Consider the following 16243-nt stretch of genomic DNA (forward strand, 5'->3'; position numbering starts at 1 on the left):
TCCGCAAGCAACTGGAGTACTTCCCTACCTTGCGAGCGGCAATGGAGTATGTTCTGAGTTTAGTGTCCTAACCAACCTGGCGGTTGCTATAACTGATAGACAATCCCAGTCCTGTACCTTTACCGACAACCTTGGTAGTAAAAAATGGATCAAACAGTCGAGAGAGGGCTTTTTCATCTATGCCGAATCCGTTGTCGGCGATGCGAATGACAATCCAATCTTTATTGACTAAGGAGGTAGAAATTCGGATTTTGCTGGGGTTTTTTGCCAGTGCTTCAAAAGATTCCTGCGTGGTTCGTTCTTCTAAAGCATCAATAGCATTGGAAAGCAAATTCATAAATACCTGATTTAACTGGCCGGGATAGCATTCTATTAGAGGTAACGTACCATAATCTTTGCTTACATGAATGGTGAGGCTATCGGCTGAGGGCTTTAAACGGTTTTGTAAAATCATTAATGTACTGTCGATGCCTTCGTGAATATTTGCTGGTTTGAAGTCAGCTTCGTCTAGGCGCGAGAAATTCCGCAAAGAGGTGACAATTTCACGAATGCGTTCAGTACCAACCTGCATGGACTGGAATAATTGAGGTAAGTCGTCAATCAAATACTCTATTTCGGCTTTATTAAAAAACTCTTGGATTTCTGGTGCCGCATCGGGATAATGATGCCAAAAAAGCTCTACATAGCGAAGCAATTCTTGCGTGTATTGGTGAGCGTGTTCCAAGTTGCCGTGGATGAAATTAATCGGGTTATTAATTTCATGGGCAACTCCCGCCACAGTTGCCCCAAACTGGCCATTTTTTCAGCGTGGATAATTTGCATTTGGGCAGTACGCAGTTCATTCAATGCCTGGGCGAGTTGATTCGCTTCTTCACGAGTTTGACCTAGCAAACTGGATTGTTGAAACAAGTTGGCTTGACGTAACGCTACACTGAGTTGAGCTGCCACTTGGGTAACAAATTCCAATTCAGCTTCTTCCCAATCACGTGTATGGGTGCATTGATGAATGCACAACAACCCCCACAGTTCATCACCTTCCATCAACGGCACAATAATCTGTGCTTTGACTTGGAATCGCTCAATCACATCCAGATGAGGTACTTTGGAGCCAACGCTGTTGACATCAGATATCACTTGCACGTGGCCTTGGCGATATTGCGGTGCGTATTGATCGCCGAAGCAATAGTCTTGCACTTTCACTGTGAGGGTAGAATCGAACTTGGGTAACACATCTTCAGCAATAAATTCACCGCTGCAAAAACCGACATTCGGATCAAAACGGAAGATGCCAACTCGATCCGTATTTAGCGATCGCCGCACTTCCTGTACTGTAGTCTTAAAGATTGTCTCCAAATCCAAGGATTCCCGAATTTTGACAACTAAATCAAATAAAATCCGCCGCTGTTCAGCTGATTGTTGCATTTCATCAGCGCGAGTTTGAATTTGAGTCACCATTTGAGAACTTTGCAGTGCTACTCCCATTTGGCTAGCAACCTGTCCCAAAAATTCTACTTCCACACTATCCCACTGGCGTGGTGCAGAATGTTGATAGGCAGCTACCAATCCCCACAGATTCCGTCCTACAAAAATTGGGGTTAACGCATAAGCGCGAATCTTGAACTGCTCCAAAATATCTAGATGACAGCGCGAGTGTCCAGCTTGGTAGATATCCTCTACAGCAAAATTTTCGTTGTTGCGGTAGCGTCCGCCTTTGGTTTCTTGAAGGTGGGTATCTTCCCAAACGAGATTTTTGCCAAAGAAATTAATACTGTCCCACTGTGCCTCAACCATGCCGAAATTACTGACGAATTCACCACTCCAGTCTTCATTGAAGCGATAAACACCAACCCGCTCAACTCGCAGCAGTTTACATACTTCTTGGCAAGTGGTTTTTAAGATTAAATCAATATTCAGGGAGGAGCGAATTTTACCGACTACTTCAGTTAATGCTCGTTGGCGAGCGATCGCATCTTTGAGAGCAACTGCCTGTTGTTTCGACTGAGCCAAATTCTCGGCTTGCTGAATCGCCACTCCCAATTGTGCCCCTACCTGTCCTAAAAACTCCACCTCGTAATTTGCCCATTGGCGCGGCCCGGAGTGTTGATAGGCTGCTATCAGTCCCCACAGTTTTGGGCCGATGAAGATGGGTGCTAAGGTATATGCCCGAATCTTAAATTGCTCCAAAATATCAATGTGACAACGCGAGTGTCCGGCTTGGTAGATGTCGTTGATAACAAAACTTTCGTTATTGCGGTAGCGTCCACCTTTGGTTTCTTGGAGGTGAGTATCCTCCCAAACTAGATTTTTGCCAAAAGCATGGGTTCTATCCCACTGCGCTTCTACCATCCCGAATTGGCTGACAAATTCGCCGCTCCAGTCTTCATTAAAGCGGTAAATTGCTGCCCGCTCTAATTTCAGGAGTTTGCATAGTTCTTGACAGGCAGTATCTAGAATAATTTCGGTGTTCACAGACGAGCGAATATTTCCTACCACTTCCGTCAACGCACGTTGCCGTGCGATCGCATCTTGTAGTTCTGCTGTGCGTTGTTTAGTCTGTTCTAGGATTTCTGCTTGCTGCATTGCTAGACCAAGATGGCTGGCAGCTTGAGCGAAGAATTCAACTTCGTGAGAACACCATTGCCGAGGAGCAGAGTGTTGATATGCTGCAAGCATTCCCCACAATTTTGCACCAATAAAAATCGGTGCGATCGCATACGCCCGAATCTGAAACTGTTCTAATACTTCAATATGACAGCGAGCGTGCCCTGCATCGTAAATGTCAGCTACAGCAAACGGCTCATTTTTGCGATATCGCCCTCCCTCAGTTTCTTGCAAATGTGAATCTTCCCAAACTAAATCCTGTCCAAATGCAGTCAATGCATCCCAAGGATGTTCTGCAAAGCCCAAGCGAACGATAAAATTACCACTCCAGTCAGTGTTAAAGCGGTAGATTGCAACTCGCTCAATCTTCAATTGCCGACAAATATCTTGACAAGAAGTCGAACAGAGAGATTCTATGTTTACAGATGCGCGAATCTTAGCCAGAATCCTCGCCAATATTTTTTGATATTGAACCGTTAGCTGTAGCTGTTTGTGACACTTTTGCAAGTCTAAGTGGTTCGACGCTTCATAACTGTTCGTTGTCATAATAAATAAAATAGACTACCTGCTTTCAGTATTCCCTTGTTTATTTGTAATCGCTCAACTAGTTTTGGCTGGTAGAGAGTGTTGATCGCTTCGAGCTTCTAGTGCGATTTTTAGTTTCTGGATTTCCTCTTATATATTTATATTTACTTTCAAGGCTACTATCAAGGCTTCTTTTGCCTCTTTCGATAGTTGTTTGAGGTCGAGTAGTTTTTCTATTTATTCAACTAATATCTATCTCGTCCTTTTGTTAAGAGTGTTAAGCAATTACAAAATGAATTATGAATTAATTTTGGGTACAGATCGGTCTAACTTCAATTATGAAAAATCAAAAAATTGGTAAGTATCTTTATTCATCGATACTGGGATTTATCCGTGGTATAACATCTGTTGCTGCCAACAGAATTCAAAATATAGAAAGCCTGACTGCTACTTAATATCATGTCCGCTTAATTAGTTATTATTCTGGGCATCTATGCAAAAATATTAAAAACCTCTTTCCCCCTGCAAGAACTGCGGTCTTAATGATAAGTCTTTTACCAAACATGATATAAGATGTAATAAACATTAAGGGGGCACAGCTAGCTCTAGCTGTACCCCCTACCGAAGTTTCGGGTTATGAAATCCAGATTACTTAGTAATGATTTAGGTTAATGCCAGCTTCTTTTGCCATTGCTTCTAACCCATTAATTTGTAAGGTTTTGATTGCTTTGGTAGACAGCTTTAATTTTACCCAGCGATTTCCGCCTTCCCACCAAACACGTTTGTTTTGCAGATTAGCGTGCTGAAGGCGTTTAGTACGGCGGTGAGAGTGGGAAACAGAATAAGCGTTATTTGCCTTTTTACCAGTTAGTTCACAGCGACGGGACATAGCAAGTATCTCCAGATTGTTATTTTAATACAACCTTTCCATTTTAGGTCTTAGGCAACAGAAGTGGGGAATGGGGAGTGAGGGGGACAAGGGGGACAAGGTGACAAGGGGACTTGAGTGAAAACTTGCAACAAGTCTTTTTTTCTGAAGTTCTGATACCTACGGCAAGCTGCACTAACGCCGCAAGCAGGCGCTTAGACTTCTCTCCTTGTCCCCAATTCTTCCTTGTCCCCTTGTCCTGTTACCCATGCCCAATTCCCCATGCCCAATGCCCCACTCAACACTATTTACTTGCTTGTTCTGTCAGCTTGGTGAGTACCTCATTTGAACGCTCAACGAAGGATTTCATTCCTTCAGCGTCAAATCCTTTCTGAGACATCAGCGCTAAATCGTAGACGTGTTGGCAAATCAAGTTGACTAACTGATCTGTAGGCGATTCACCGTCACCTTGAATGATACTACCTTGGTTCAGATTTGATAGATTTTGAATCAACGGATGAGCAGTATTCACTAGCAAAACGTGATCTTCGGGAAACTCTGTTGTTTGCTGCTGCATCATGGCATTCATTTCCCGCAGGCGGCGGAGAATTTCTGGTAAAAGCACGATCGCAGGTGGTGTCCCTTGAGGATCGTCTGATTTCAAAGCTTCGGTACGGATATTGAGTTTGGGTTTGTTGAGGGATTTCTCAAATAACTCTTTGATCGTCTCACTCCGGGTTTTGTTCGTCTTCGGATCGACAATTTCCGTAGCTTTGTCTTGTTCTAGCAGGGTATTATCTAAATCTGAGTCTACCCGCGTAAATTTGACATCCTGATATTCCCGCTCTAGGAAGTTGATAAAGTGGGTGTCGATGAAGGAGTCCATAAACAGGACTTCCAAGCCTTGATTTTTGTGCAATTCTATGTATGTAGCTTGGGTTGCTTCATCGGTGCTGTAGAAAACCCGGTTTTCGTGGCGTTCTTTGTTGCGTTCTAGATACTCTTTGAGCGTAGTATAGGGAGCGCTGGATGCTGAATTATCAGAACTGGGTGAAGGAGTGACATCTTGCCAAGCATCCCCCTCTGAAGACTGGACTTCAACCACTGGTGCTTCAGCCACAACTTTTTCTGTCAGCTTGGCGGTGGTGCGGAAGACGATAATATCTTCGACTTGTTTTTTGAATTTCTCGTCGTTGAGAACGCCGAATTTTACAAAAGTGCCAAGGTCTTTCCAGGCACTAATGTATTGTTCACGATTATCGCGGAAAAGTTCTTTGAGGCGATCGCCTACTTTTTTGGCAACGTAATCACCAATTCTCCGCACGGTGCGATCGCCTTGCAAGGCACTGCGCGATACATTTAAGGGAATATCGGTGCTATCAATCACACCCCGCATCGGCATCAGAAATTGCGGGATAATTTCTTCGCAGTTGTCGCTAACAAAAACTTGATTGCAAAATAGCTTGATCTGTCCTTTGGTAACATCTACATCCGGTTTCATTTTTGGAAAATACAGAATCCCGTTGATGATGAAGGGATAGTCTGTATTTAGATGTACCCATAACAATGGTTCTTCCTGAAAAGGATACAGATAGCGGTAAAACTCTAAATAATCTTCTTTAGTTAGATTACTTGGAGACTCTCGCCACGGTGCTTTTTGCTTATTTAATACTTCACCATCGAGTTTAATTGGGACTGGCAAAAAGTCGCAGTAGGTCTTGACAAGATTTTTAATTCGTGCTATTTCGAGAAATTCCTCTTCTTCTCCTTGCAGGCTGAGAGTAATAGTAGTGCCGCGAGTTGTTCGAGAAGAGTCTTCTATGGTGAATGCTGGGGAACCATCACAAGACCAGTGAACCGCCTGCGCCCCTTCTTGATAAGATAGGGTATCAATTTCTACCTTTTGCGCCACCATGAAGGAAGAGTAGAAACCAAGACCGAAGTGACCGATGATTGGTTGATCTGATTTACCTTCATACTTATGAATAAATTCTTCAGCACTAGAGAAGGCAACCTGATTGATATATTTCTTAACTTCATCTGCGGTCATCCCGATACCATTATCAGAGATGGATAGAGTTTTCTTATCTTTGTCAATGGCAAGTTCAATTTCTGGTTCGCCGAGGTCTCCAGCATAATCTCCAGCGCGGGATACCATTTTCAGCTTTTGGATGGCGTCTACAGCGTTGGATACCAGTTCCCGCAAAAAGATTTGGTGATCTGAGTAGAGCGACTTCTTGATGATCGGGAAAATATTCTCAGTATGAATACTGATAGTGCCTTGTTCTAGCATAATTGGTAATTTTCGATGTTAGTATCTGAAATGATGATAGTAGGTAATACAACTTAGCCATCTGTTTTCCAGGATAAACCCGGAGAACATAGAAGGGTATGATACCAATTAGGATCTTAAAAGCATAACTTAAGCGATCGCTCGTTTTTTGAGCATTGTTTACCACCATTTTCTGATTCGGATTTCCCTACTTCCGACTCCCCACTCTTCACAGATTGCTGTTTAAGTATTACTAAAATTCTTCTCCAACACCAAAAAATAGTGGTACGGATAACTGGGATCGATAAATTCTTGCTTAACTGTTAACCCAGCTTTGGCAACAGAGTTTAAAATCCGTTTTTTAGGATAACCTTTTAAACCCATTTCCCAACAGTGTTCGTCACAAACTGGCGTTGTACTCCAGAATTTTGGGACATTAAATAGTAAATACCTTGGTCTACCTGAGAAAGAAGTTTTTACCTGAAACGAGAGGTATTGAGTGCAATAGGGAATCGAAATCACCAAAAATTTCTTAGTTGCAATAGCAAGTTTTCGCAATGCTTCTTCTGACTCAGGGTAGGGAAAATGTTCCAGCACTTGAAACAGGACAATTGCATCAAATTTATCTTTTGGTAATGAAAAATCTGTAGTCAAATCTAAAATTATTTCTGGCTTGAGGCTGGGGTCAACATCAGCAGTGGAGACGTTGTATCCATTATTCTTCAAGATGTCTGTTAACAGAGAATTAAAAATCCCAATTTCCAGAACGTTTTTTACCTGATTACCCAGTGAAAAAATTAGACGCAACTGGTGATGGTAACTGATGAGGCGATTTTTAGATAAATATTCTGAATTTCTAATATCTAATGAGCTAATGAGTTGCATAAATAAGCCTACCTAAGCTGAGAGATTAATCAATTTGGTGCGTATACAACTACAGGATTCCCGGAAAAATCATCAAAGTAACAGTACTTTGTTTCATCTCTATAACAATACACTCTGACCTCTCTTTTTCTAAGAGCTACGGTGTACGCACAAGTCCTTTTGACCCCTTCTAACTCCCCCTTGGCAAGGGGGAGAACCGAATATTTCCCCCCTTGGTAAGGGGGGATTAAGGGGGGTAAATCCAGAGTTTGGGCTTCATTAGCAAGAAAATATCACTAACACCAAGCGTATTGGCTTAACGAGTAGGATTCTACGCGCTAAAGTATTTTGCTAACGGGTGATAGGTAATAATCGCAGTCGTAGACTGTTCTGGATAAAGTTGTTCGCTTTCATCCATATACAAGTTAATCCTGTCAGTCTGCAATAACTCCAGTTGTTTGTACTGGTCCTGAATATTTGGACAAGCTGGATATCCAAAACTATACCGTGAGCCACGATAGCGTTGTGCTAATATATCCCGAATATTATCGGGTTCCTCAGCAGCAAAACCTAACTCTCGGCGAATTCTGGTGTGTGTCCATTCAGCTACAGCCTCCGCCATCTGTACCGCCATCCCGTGGAAATATAGATAATCGGTGTATTGATTGGCAGCAAACAGCTTTTGGGCGAACTCTGTGGCAATTTCCCCTACAGTCACCGCCTGCATCGGGAAGACATCAATAATTCCTGACTCCTTCGGTGCAAAGAAATCTGCTATGCACAGCCGCCTTAAAGACTTCTGTCTGGGAAACTCGAAAGTTGCAATCTGTTGTGATTGGTTCTCTGAATTATATATATGTAGAGAATTCCCTTCAGCTTGACAAGGAAAGTAACCATAAATCACCTGGGGATGCAACAAATTCTCCTCAATAATTCGCTGTTTCCAAGTTTCTAAAACTGGGTACACTTTTTCAGCTAAGAAAGCTTGATATTCTTCCTTAGATTGTTCCTTTGGTTTGCGGAATTGCCACTGTCCAGCAATTAAAGCTTGTAAATCCAAGTGCCAGAATATTTCCTCGATGGGAATATCACTAGGCTGCAATAATTTCGTTCCCCAAAAAGGCGGTGTAGGACGTTCAATATCTATCGCCACAGCATCAGAACGTCTTGTATCTACTTGTTTCGGTTCAGCAGATGTTTCTTCAGCAGTTGTAGTTACTGATTCTTTGTTACCATTTGTTGAAACTTCAGCCGTTTCGACTTCATTCAAAAATCCCTGCAAATTTTGCCAGTTACCAGTGGCTTTTGCTGGCATTAATTTATCCATGAAGTGCAAGTCAGAAAAGGCATCTTTGCCATAAACAACTTTACCTTTGTAAGTTTTTTGGCAATCATCATGCACAAATTTGGGAGTCAGCGCCGCACCACCTAAAATCACGGGGACACTAATTCCCTTTTCGTTGAATACCTCCAAGTTCTCTTTCATGAAGGCGGTGGATTTTACCAGCAAACCACTCATGGCAATACAATCAGCTTTATGCTGTTCGTAAGCGTTGATGATGTTTTCTACCGGCTGCTTAATTCCCAGGTTAATCACTTTGTAACCGTTGTTGGACAAGATGATATCCACCAAGTTTTTACCAATGTCATGAACATCGCCTTTGACTGTGGCAATGATAAAGGTTCCCTTAGCATTGTTGCCTGATTCTGATTTTTCCATGAACGGTTCTAGAAACGCCACCGCCGCTTTCATAGTTTCTGCTGATTGCAAGACAAAGGGTAGCTGCATTTGTCCAGAACCGAACAATTCCCCGACAACTTTCATGCCATCTAGCAAGAAGGTGTTGATAATCTCTAAGGGGGGATATTCTTCTAAGGCTTTTTTGAGATGTTCTTCTAAGCCTATGCGTTCGCCGTCGATGATATGACGCTTGAGACGTTCTGGGATGGGGAGACTTTCATCTAAGGAGCGATCGCGTTTTGTTGTCACCCCAGCAAACACTGTGGTAAGCTCTCCCAAAGGATCGTAAACGCAAACATCACCTTCAAACTTCCGTTCGTCATAAATCAACTGCCGACAGATTTCTTGATGGCGTTCTTCAATCTTCGAGAGCGGTAAAATCTTGTTAGCGCTGACAATGGCTGCATCCATTCCCGCCGTCGTCGCTTCGTGCAAAAACACCGAATTCAGCACTATCCGCGCTGCTGGATTCAAACCAAAAGAAATATTGGAAACACCCAAAATTACATGGCATCCAGGCAATTCTTCACGAATCCGTCGAATGGCTTCAATTGTGGCTTTACCGTTTTCTCGGTCTTCTTCAATTCCGGTGGAAATGGGTAACGCGAGAGTATCAAAGAATATTTCTGTGGGTGGTATGCCATATTCTACAGCTTGACGGTAAGCGCGTTGGGCGATCGCAAACTTTTTGTCTGCTGTGCGTGCCATCCCGTCTTCATCGATAGTACCAATGACTACACCAGCACCGTACTTTTTCGCTAACTCCAGCACCTTTAAAAAGCGCGGTTCGCCGTCTTCGTAGTTGGTGGAGTTCAGCAAACACTTACCACCGGCAATCTTTAAACCCGCCTCCATCTTTTCCCATTCGGTGGAGTCAAGCATTAAAGGTAATGTCACATTATTAACAATACGCGAAACTAATTCGTGCATATCTCGCACGCCGTCGCGTCCCACATAATCGACGTTAACATCAAGGATGTGTGCGCCTTCTTTTACTTGCGCCCTCGCCATTGACACGAGTCCATCCCAATCTTCCGCATTGAGTAAATCGCGGCACTTCTTGGAACCACTGGCGTTGAGACGTTCGCCAACAATTAAGAAAGAATTATCTTGCTCGTAAGGCTGAGTAGTGTAAATTGATGCTGCTGCTGGTTCTAAACTTGGCTGTCTAACTTTTGGCTTCAAGTCTTTAGCAACTTCTGCCAATTGTTGAATGTGTTCTGGACGCGTCCCACAGCAACCCCCAATCACTTGGACACCCAAATCTTCAACAAAATGCATCAGCGCCATCCGTAATTCCAACGGTGTCAAGCGGTAGTGTGCTTGACCGCCAACATTCTCAGGTAAACCCGCGTTAGGAATACAGGAAACAATGAAAGGCGAATGTTCTGCCAGATACTTGATATGTGGTTTCATTAAGTCTGGGCCAGTGGCACAGTTTAGACCAAGAATATCTATTGGATAAGGTTGCAAAATTGTCAGCACAGCACTGATTTCGGAACCCACCAACATTGTGCCCATGCTTTCCATTGTCACAGACACCATCAACGGTCGGCGATCGCCTTTTTTGGCAAACACTTCTTCAATGGCATTCAGCGCCGCTTTAATTTGCAGCACATCTTGGCAAGTTTCCACAATGAATAAATCAACGCCACCATCCCACAACGCCTCTGCTTGTTCAGCAAAAGACGCTTTCATGGTGTCAAAGTCAATGTGTCCCAAAGTTGGCAGTTTAGTTGTCGGGCCGATGGAACCTGCCACAAACCGGGGTTTTTCTGGTGTGGAAAATTCCGCAGCCACACGCTTGGCTAATTCTGCGGCTGTCTTGCTGAGGTAATAAGCTTGGTCTGCTAAGTCATATTCTGCCAGCACCAGGGACGTACTGCCAAAGGTGTCAGTTTCAATCACATCAGCACCAGCAGCAAGAAAGTCTCGGTGAACTTTAGCGACAGCTTCGGGGTTCGTGTGGACTAAGTATTCGTTACAACCTTCATACTGTGGGCCGCCGAAGTCTTCAGCAGTCAGGTTTTGGGTTTGTAAGTTGGTTCCCATTGCCCCGTCGAAAACGAGGACTGGGCTATCTGGACTACGTAGGCGTTCAAGGAAAGGATGAGTCATATTTTCCTAGAATAAATGAGGAAATCAAGTGAGTCTTGTGATACTCGACTTACTTTATTATTTTCTCAAATTGTGATATTTTGGGCATTTTTTAATAAAGTCTGTTTTGCTGAAACTCACCATCTGCTCATTTTGACCTGATTTATCAATATTGGCGACGACAGAATCAAGATTTCAGCGTGCTACCTCAAATTTGATGACTTGAGGTGACTGGTATGAGATGTTCTGAATCGGTCAACTGCTGTGTGAATGACCTTCGCCATTGTTCAAATTGACAGAGGTGAGCTTTCACTGAGTCTACACATAGTCAGATGAAATATTTTCGCCAAGTTTCTTATCTTGGGATCACAACTGAGAGTTGTCACTGCGTTCAGCTCAAAGATGGAAAAAACACCAGGAGTATAACTTGAGTCCTACTATGGATTTAATTTCTTTGTTCAATCTAAATACATTTATTGAATTATTACTGGGGATTAGTTTGAGTGCGGCGGCTGGCTTTCGAGTATTTGTACCACTGCTAGCGTTGAGTGTGGCTTCAGTTTTTGGACATTTAGATTTGCCAACTAATTTTGATTGGCTGGAAACACCTCAAGCTGTAATTGTATTTGCCGTCGCTTGTTTGCTGGAAATTACTGGTTATTACATTCCTTGGTTGGATCATCTGCTGGATATTGTAGCCACTCCTGCGGCATTTATCGCCGGGACAATCGTAACAGCTTCTGTTGCTCCAGAGATGAATCCACTGGTGCAATGGACGTTAGCTTTAATTGCAGGTGGTGGAACCGCAGGATTAACTAAGGGATTAATGAATACATTGCGGATAAGTTCTACAGGCGTTTCAGGTGGATTAACCAATCCTATTGTGTCAACCATTGAGTTGGTCATCGCAATTGCACTGTCTGGGCTGGCGCTAGCTTTACCAGTGGTAGCAGGAATAAGCGTGATTGGTTTTGTAATAATAGCTATTCAAAGAATCTGGAGTTTCTTCAATAAACCATCTTCTCAAACTCACGAAACCGTCTCTCCACCTAGAGAATTGGGATGAGTATTTATATAAACAGGCTGCAATTTCAATTGATTTATAAAAGATAAAATTCTGCAAGAGATACTAAGTTTTAACCAGCTTTGTTGCAACTCCAGCTAAACCACCATCTGGAGTTTTTGCAACAATATAAACATCAATATTTATTTGTGCAATCCGATAAAGTTAAACTGCATTGAGATTGTTTTGAAGGGTTTGCACAAGTCGTTGAAATTTGGGAACAGTAATAATTAAAAATTCGGAAACGCTTATAGGGTAGACTTTACAAGCCGCACTCACGCGAACGCAAGAGAAGACGGTAAGTCCAACGTATCCACCCTCTCCAAAATGTATACGCAATACGATCTGTATAAAAGACTGGTAAGCTACCTCTCAGATTTGGATCATTTTTTATACGTGAAGTTAAGTCGTCGATACCAATGTACTCGCCTCTTGTCATTTCATTGTCTTTTACCGACGCCCACCCAACTGACTTAGCGAACCGTAAATAGGTTTTATAATCATTTTCTCGCGACTCAACTATCGCGGGGTTTGCTTTTATATCGAGTGGATTTCCCTGTTTAATCCATATCTCCTTTTGCACACTAAACCCAAAACGGTTATGTGAATTGGCGACCCAAAGTCTGTCTAGTCTTTGCAGGTCTCGACAAGAAAAACTATTAATGTCGTCAGGAGTTAAATATTGTTCTTTTTCTTTTTTAGCAATATTGAGTAGCAGTTGAGATGTTTGGGTATTTGCTGCTAACCAATTTTGAGACTTCAAAGAATTCTCAAGCTGAACATATAAATCTTCAGTAACAGGTTTCTCAACCTGTTTTATCAATTCTGATTCTGTATTATTTTTCGACAATAGTTGTACAGCTTTAACTTCTGTTCCCATTTCTTCAAACGGGCTTTTAGTTAATGCTCCTAGAAATATTGTTCCTATGACTGTTAAAAGTAGAACAACAACTCCAAGCCGAATTCGTTTTTTTTTCATACCTTAGTCTATCGTTAAACTATTGAGTAAAGACAATAGCCGCTTGATTATAGACCATTGTGTCACTTTATTAAGGTGTAAAAGCAAGAATCTGCGATCGCAATTATAAAGCGATCGTAGTCTTCGGGTGTGTTAGCGCGAAAGCGTAACGCACCCTTTGAACTTCGTTAATGAGTCTTTGATACTCGTAAGCGAGTCTTTTATACTCGCCGACGAGTCTTTGATACTCGTGAGCGAGTCTTTTATACTCGCCGACGAGTCTTTTATACTCGTGAATGAGTCTTTGATACTCGCCGACGAGTCTTTGATACTCGTGAGCGAGTCTTTTATACTCGCCGACGAGTCTTTTATACTCGTGAGCGAGTCTTTGATACTCGCCGACGAGTCTTTGATACTCGCGGATGAGTCTTTGATACTCGTGAATGAGTGAATATTATTGTAAGGTTAGCGATGTCTACGACGGGCGTAGCTGCGTCACCCTGCTAATTTGAATATTACAACGCAGATAGAAAACATTAATCTAGCCCCATTCCCCACTCTCATAACCTGCGATACCCTATTCTAATAAATATGGCTACAGAGTTGATGAGGTTTGCAGATGACAAACGAAGAACTGTTGCAAATTATTGAAAAAGCTGCTTACGAAAAGGCAACGGTGCTAGACCTCTCTAACAATCAACTCAGCAGCCTGCCGCCAGAAATCAGCCAACTCTCCAACTTGAGAAGGCTAGACCTCTCTAACAATCAACTCAGCAGCCTGCCGCCAGAAATCGGCCAACTCTCCAACTTGACTGAGCTATACCTCTATAACAATCAACTCAGCAGCCTGCCGCCACAATTCAGCCAACTTTCCAACTTGACTGAGCTATACCTCGATAACAATCAACTCAGCAGCCTGCCGCCAGAAATCAGCCAACTCTCCAGCCTGACATGGCTATCCCTGTATAACAATCAACTCAGCAGCCTGCCGCCAGAAATCAGCCAACTCTCTAGCCTGACTGAGCTATACCTCCATAACAATCAACTCAGCAGCCTACCGCCAGAAATCAGCCAACTCTTCAACTTGACTGAGCTATACCTCCATAACAATCAACTCAGCAGCCTGCTGCCAGAAATCAGCCAACTCTCCAACTTGACTGAGCTATACCTCGATAACAATCAACTCAGCAGCCTGCCGCCAGAAATCAGCCAACTCTTCAACTTGACTGAGCTATACCTCTTTAACAATCAACTCAGCAGCCTGCCGCCAGAAATCAGCCAACTCTCCAGCCTGACTAAGCTATACCTCTTTAACAATCAACTCAGCAGCCTGCCGCCAGAAATCAGCCAACTCTCCAGCCTGACTGAGCTAGACCTCTCTAACAATCAACTTAGCAGCCTGCCGCCAGAAATCAGCCAACTCTCCAGCCTAACAAGGCTATCCCTGTATAACAATCAACTCAGCAGCCTGCCGCCAGAAATCAGCCAACTCTCCAACTTGACTGAGCTATCCCTGTATAACAATCAACTCAGCAGCCTGCCGCCAGAAATCAGCCAACTCTCCAACTTGACTGAGCTAGACCTCGATAACAATCAACTCAACAGCCTGCCGCCAGAAATCAGCCAACTCTCCAACTTGACATGGCTATCCCTCGATAACAATCCACAATTAAGCTCGCCGCCGCCTGAAATTGTCGAGCAGGGAACGCAGGCAATTTTGACCTATCTTCGAGAAAGGTTAGAGGGTAGTCAACAGCAGTGGGTTTCTAAACTGCTAGTTGTCGGTGAAGGAGGAGTGGGTAAAACATCCTTATTAAGAGCATTACGTGGTGAAGAGTTCGACACCCAGGAATCCACTACTCATGGTATTGAAATTAAATGGCTCGATCTAAGCCATCCCAGCAAAGTAGGTACTAACATGCATTTGAAAACCTGGGACTTTGGCGGACAGGAAATCTATCATGCTACGCATCAATTCTTTCTCACCAACCGCTCCCTATTTTTACTCGCCTGGAATGCTCGACTGGGATTTGAGCAAGGTAAACTCTATTACTGGCTAGATACTATCAAAGCCTTAGCCCCAGAATCCCCAATTTTACTTGTCGCCACCCACATCGATGAACGAGATGCCGACCTTCCCATAGTTGAGTTACGCCGCAAGTACCCCCAGATTATTCAACACTATAAAATTAGCTCTAAAATCATCCGAGGTGTTGAAGAACTGCGGCAAGCAATTGCTGAAGCAGCCGCAAAGTTACCTTTAATGGGAGAAATCTGGCCTACCACCTGGCTAAATGCTGCCAATGCCATCCGCACCCAACCGAAAAAACAAATCACACCGCAGCAATTGTGGGACATCATGGCTGATTCCCAAGTTGCTGACATCAGCAAGGAAGTGCTAGCGCGATGGCTGCATGAATTAGGTGAAATTCTTTACTTCCAAGACAACGAAGAACTTAATGATACCGTTATTCTCAAGCCCCAGTGGGTAACTGAATATATCAGCAAAGTGCTAGAAAGCAAAGACGTAATTAACCGCAAGGGCATTTTCACTCGTCAAGAAATGGCTCAACTTTGGTGCGACTTAGAGCCATCAATGCAAGATCACTTCCTACGCCTCATGGAGCGTTTTGACCTTTCCTACCGCACTCAAGAAAACCGGGATCTCAGTCTGGTGGTGGAACGTTTGCCCCTCGACGCGCCTAATTATGAACAGAAATGGCAGCAAATTAAACAAACAGGCGAGTGCCATGAAATTTCGATGAAATTCCAACTCAATACCATTCCTGCGGGGATTCCCACTTGGTTTATTGCGCGTCAACACCGCTTCACAACTGGCATTCATTGGCGTAACGGTGTTTTATTTGCTTATGAGCAAGAACATTTAGCATTAGTGGAAGCTGTTAAAAGCGATCGCTATATTAAATTAATAGTGCGAGGCCCTAACCCGCTAAATTTCTTTGTCCTGCTTCGAGATGGCATGGAAGTTACTCTTGCCAGGTTTCCCGGATTAGATATTAAACGCACAATTCCCTGTCTTGGTCATAATGGTCAACCATGTACCCACGAATTTGACTATAAACAACTATCGCAACGCTGGGAAAAAAAGAAAGGAACAATTGAATGTCCAGAAGCTATGGAAGATGTATCAGTGCCAGAACTATTATAGCAGTTCCTGCTTGAGTGCAATACAGTATGGGATGATGGAGTATATCAACGTCTAAGTGCCTGTAGAATGAAACCTTACTCCTGTG

General features: G+C 43.2%; 10 protein-coding genes. 2 read left to right on the forward strand and 8 right to left on the reverse strand.

Going from position 1 to position 16243, the window contains the following annotated elements; translation table 11 throughout:
* Positions 1–67: 67 nt before the first annotated feature.
* The 6 genes from V7K89_RS36005 to metH form a co-directional block, all read right to left on the reverse strand.
* Positions 68–724, reverse strand: a complete 657-nt coding sequence (locus V7K89_RS36005) for a sensor histidine kinase (protein WP_442941735.1) — start codon at positions 722–724, stop codon at positions 68–70.
* Entirely contained in the window at positions 679–3147 is a 2469-nt protein-coding gene (locus tag V7K89_RS22430) for a GAF domain-containing protein (protein WP_442941736.1), read from the reverse strand. The genes V7K89_RS36005 and V7K89_RS22430 overlap by 46 nt, the downstream gene beginning before the upstream one ends.
* A 631-nt stretch (positions 3148–3778) precedes the next feature.
* Positions 3779–4015, reverse strand: coding sequence for a 50S ribosomal protein L28 (gene rpmB / locus V7K89_RS22435; RefSeq protein ID WP_335191046.1), 237 nt, complete (start codon positions 4013–4015; stop codon positions 3779–3781).
* A 283-nt stretch (positions 4016–4298) separates the two neighbouring features.
* Positions 4299–6287: a molecular chaperone HtpG gene (gene htpG / locus V7K89_RS22440; protein ID WP_335191048.1), complete on the reverse strand. Its 1989-nt coding sequence runs from the start codon at positions 6285–6287 to the stop codon at positions 4299–4301.
* A gap of 222 nt (positions 6288–6509) precedes the next feature.
* Positions 6510–7151, reverse strand: coding sequence for a class I SAM-dependent methyltransferase (locus tag V7K89_RS22445; protein WP_335191050.1), 642 nt, complete (start codon positions 7149–7151; stop codon positions 6510–6512).
* 310 nt (positions 7152–7461) lie between these two features.
* The gene (metH, locus tag V7K89_RS22450) at positions 7462–10989 is read right to left on the reverse strand and encodes a methionine synthase (RefSeq protein ID WP_335191052.1); all 3528 of its coding nucleotides are present in this window, start codon (positions 10987–10989) and stop codon (positions 7462–7464) included.
* A 406-nt stretch (positions 10990–11395) separates the two neighbouring features.
* Between metH and V7K89_RS22455 the strand changes: the two genes are divergently transcribed.
* Entirely contained in the window at positions 11396–12034 is a 639-nt protein-coding gene (locus tag V7K89_RS22455; RefSeq protein WP_335191054.1) for a DUF4126 domain-containing protein, read from the forward strand.
* A gap of 63 nt (positions 12035–12097) precedes the next feature.
* Here the strand turns inward: V7K89_RS22455 and V7K89_RS36010 are convergent, their stop codons facing one another.
* Both V7K89_RS36010 and V7K89_RS22460 read right to left on the reverse strand, forming a co-directional pair.
* Complete coding sequence (locus V7K89_RS36010) at positions 12098–12187, reverse strand: nuclease A inhibitor family protein (RefSeq protein ID WP_442941737.1); 90 nt, start codon at positions 12185–12187, stop codon at positions 12098–12100.
* A gap of 106 nt (positions 12188–12293) precedes the next feature.
* Positions 12294–13010 (reverse strand): GUN4 domain-containing protein, encoded by a 717-nt coding sequence (locus V7K89_RS22460; RefSeq protein ID WP_335191056.1) that lies wholly within the window; start codon positions 13008–13010, stop codon positions 12294–12296.
* A 598-nt stretch (positions 13011–13608) separates the two neighbouring features.
* On the opposite strand from V7K89_RS22460, the gene V7K89_RS22465 reads away from it, so the two are divergent.
* Positions 13609–16158, forward strand: a complete 2550-nt coding sequence (locus tag V7K89_RS22465; protein WP_335191058.1) for a leucine-rich repeat domain-containing protein — start codon at positions 13609–13611, stop codon at positions 16156–16158.
* Positions 16159–16243: the final 85 nt, after the last annotated feature.

This window comes from Nostoc sp., assembly GCF_036917515.1.
Taxonomy (GTDB): Bacteria; Cyanobacteriota; Cyanobacteriia; order Cyanobacteriales; family Nostocaceae; genus Nostoc.

Bases quoted from the DNA above. Each gene is read 5' to 3' on its own strand.
- V7K89_RS22430 (WP_442941736.1), bottom strand. From the start codon at position 3,147: ATGACAACGAACAGTTATGAAGCGTCGAACCACTTAGACTTGCAAAAG.
- rpmB (WP_335191046.1), bottom strand. From the start codon at position 4,015: ATGTCCCGTCGCTGTGAACTAACTGGTAAAAAGGCAAATAACGCTTAT.
- htpG (WP_335191048.1), bottom strand. From the start codon at position 6,287: ATGCTAGAACAAGGCACTATCAGTATTCATACTGAGAATATTTTCCCG.
- V7K89_RS22445 (WP_335191050.1), bottom strand. From the start codon at position 7,151: ATGCAACTCATTAGCTCATTAGATATTAGAAATTCAGAATATTTATCT.
- metH (WP_335191052.1), bottom strand. From the start codon at position 10,989: ATGACTCATCCTTTCCTTGAACGCCTACGTAGTCCAGATAGCCCAGTC.
- V7K89_RS22460 (WP_335191056.1), bottom strand. From the start codon at position 13,010: ATGAAAAAAAAACGAATTCGGCTTGGAGTTGTTGTTCTACTTTTAACA.
- V7K89_RS22465 (WP_335191058.1), top strand. From the start codon at position 13,609: ATGACAAACGAAGAACTGTTGCAAATTATTGAAAAAGCTGCTTACGAA.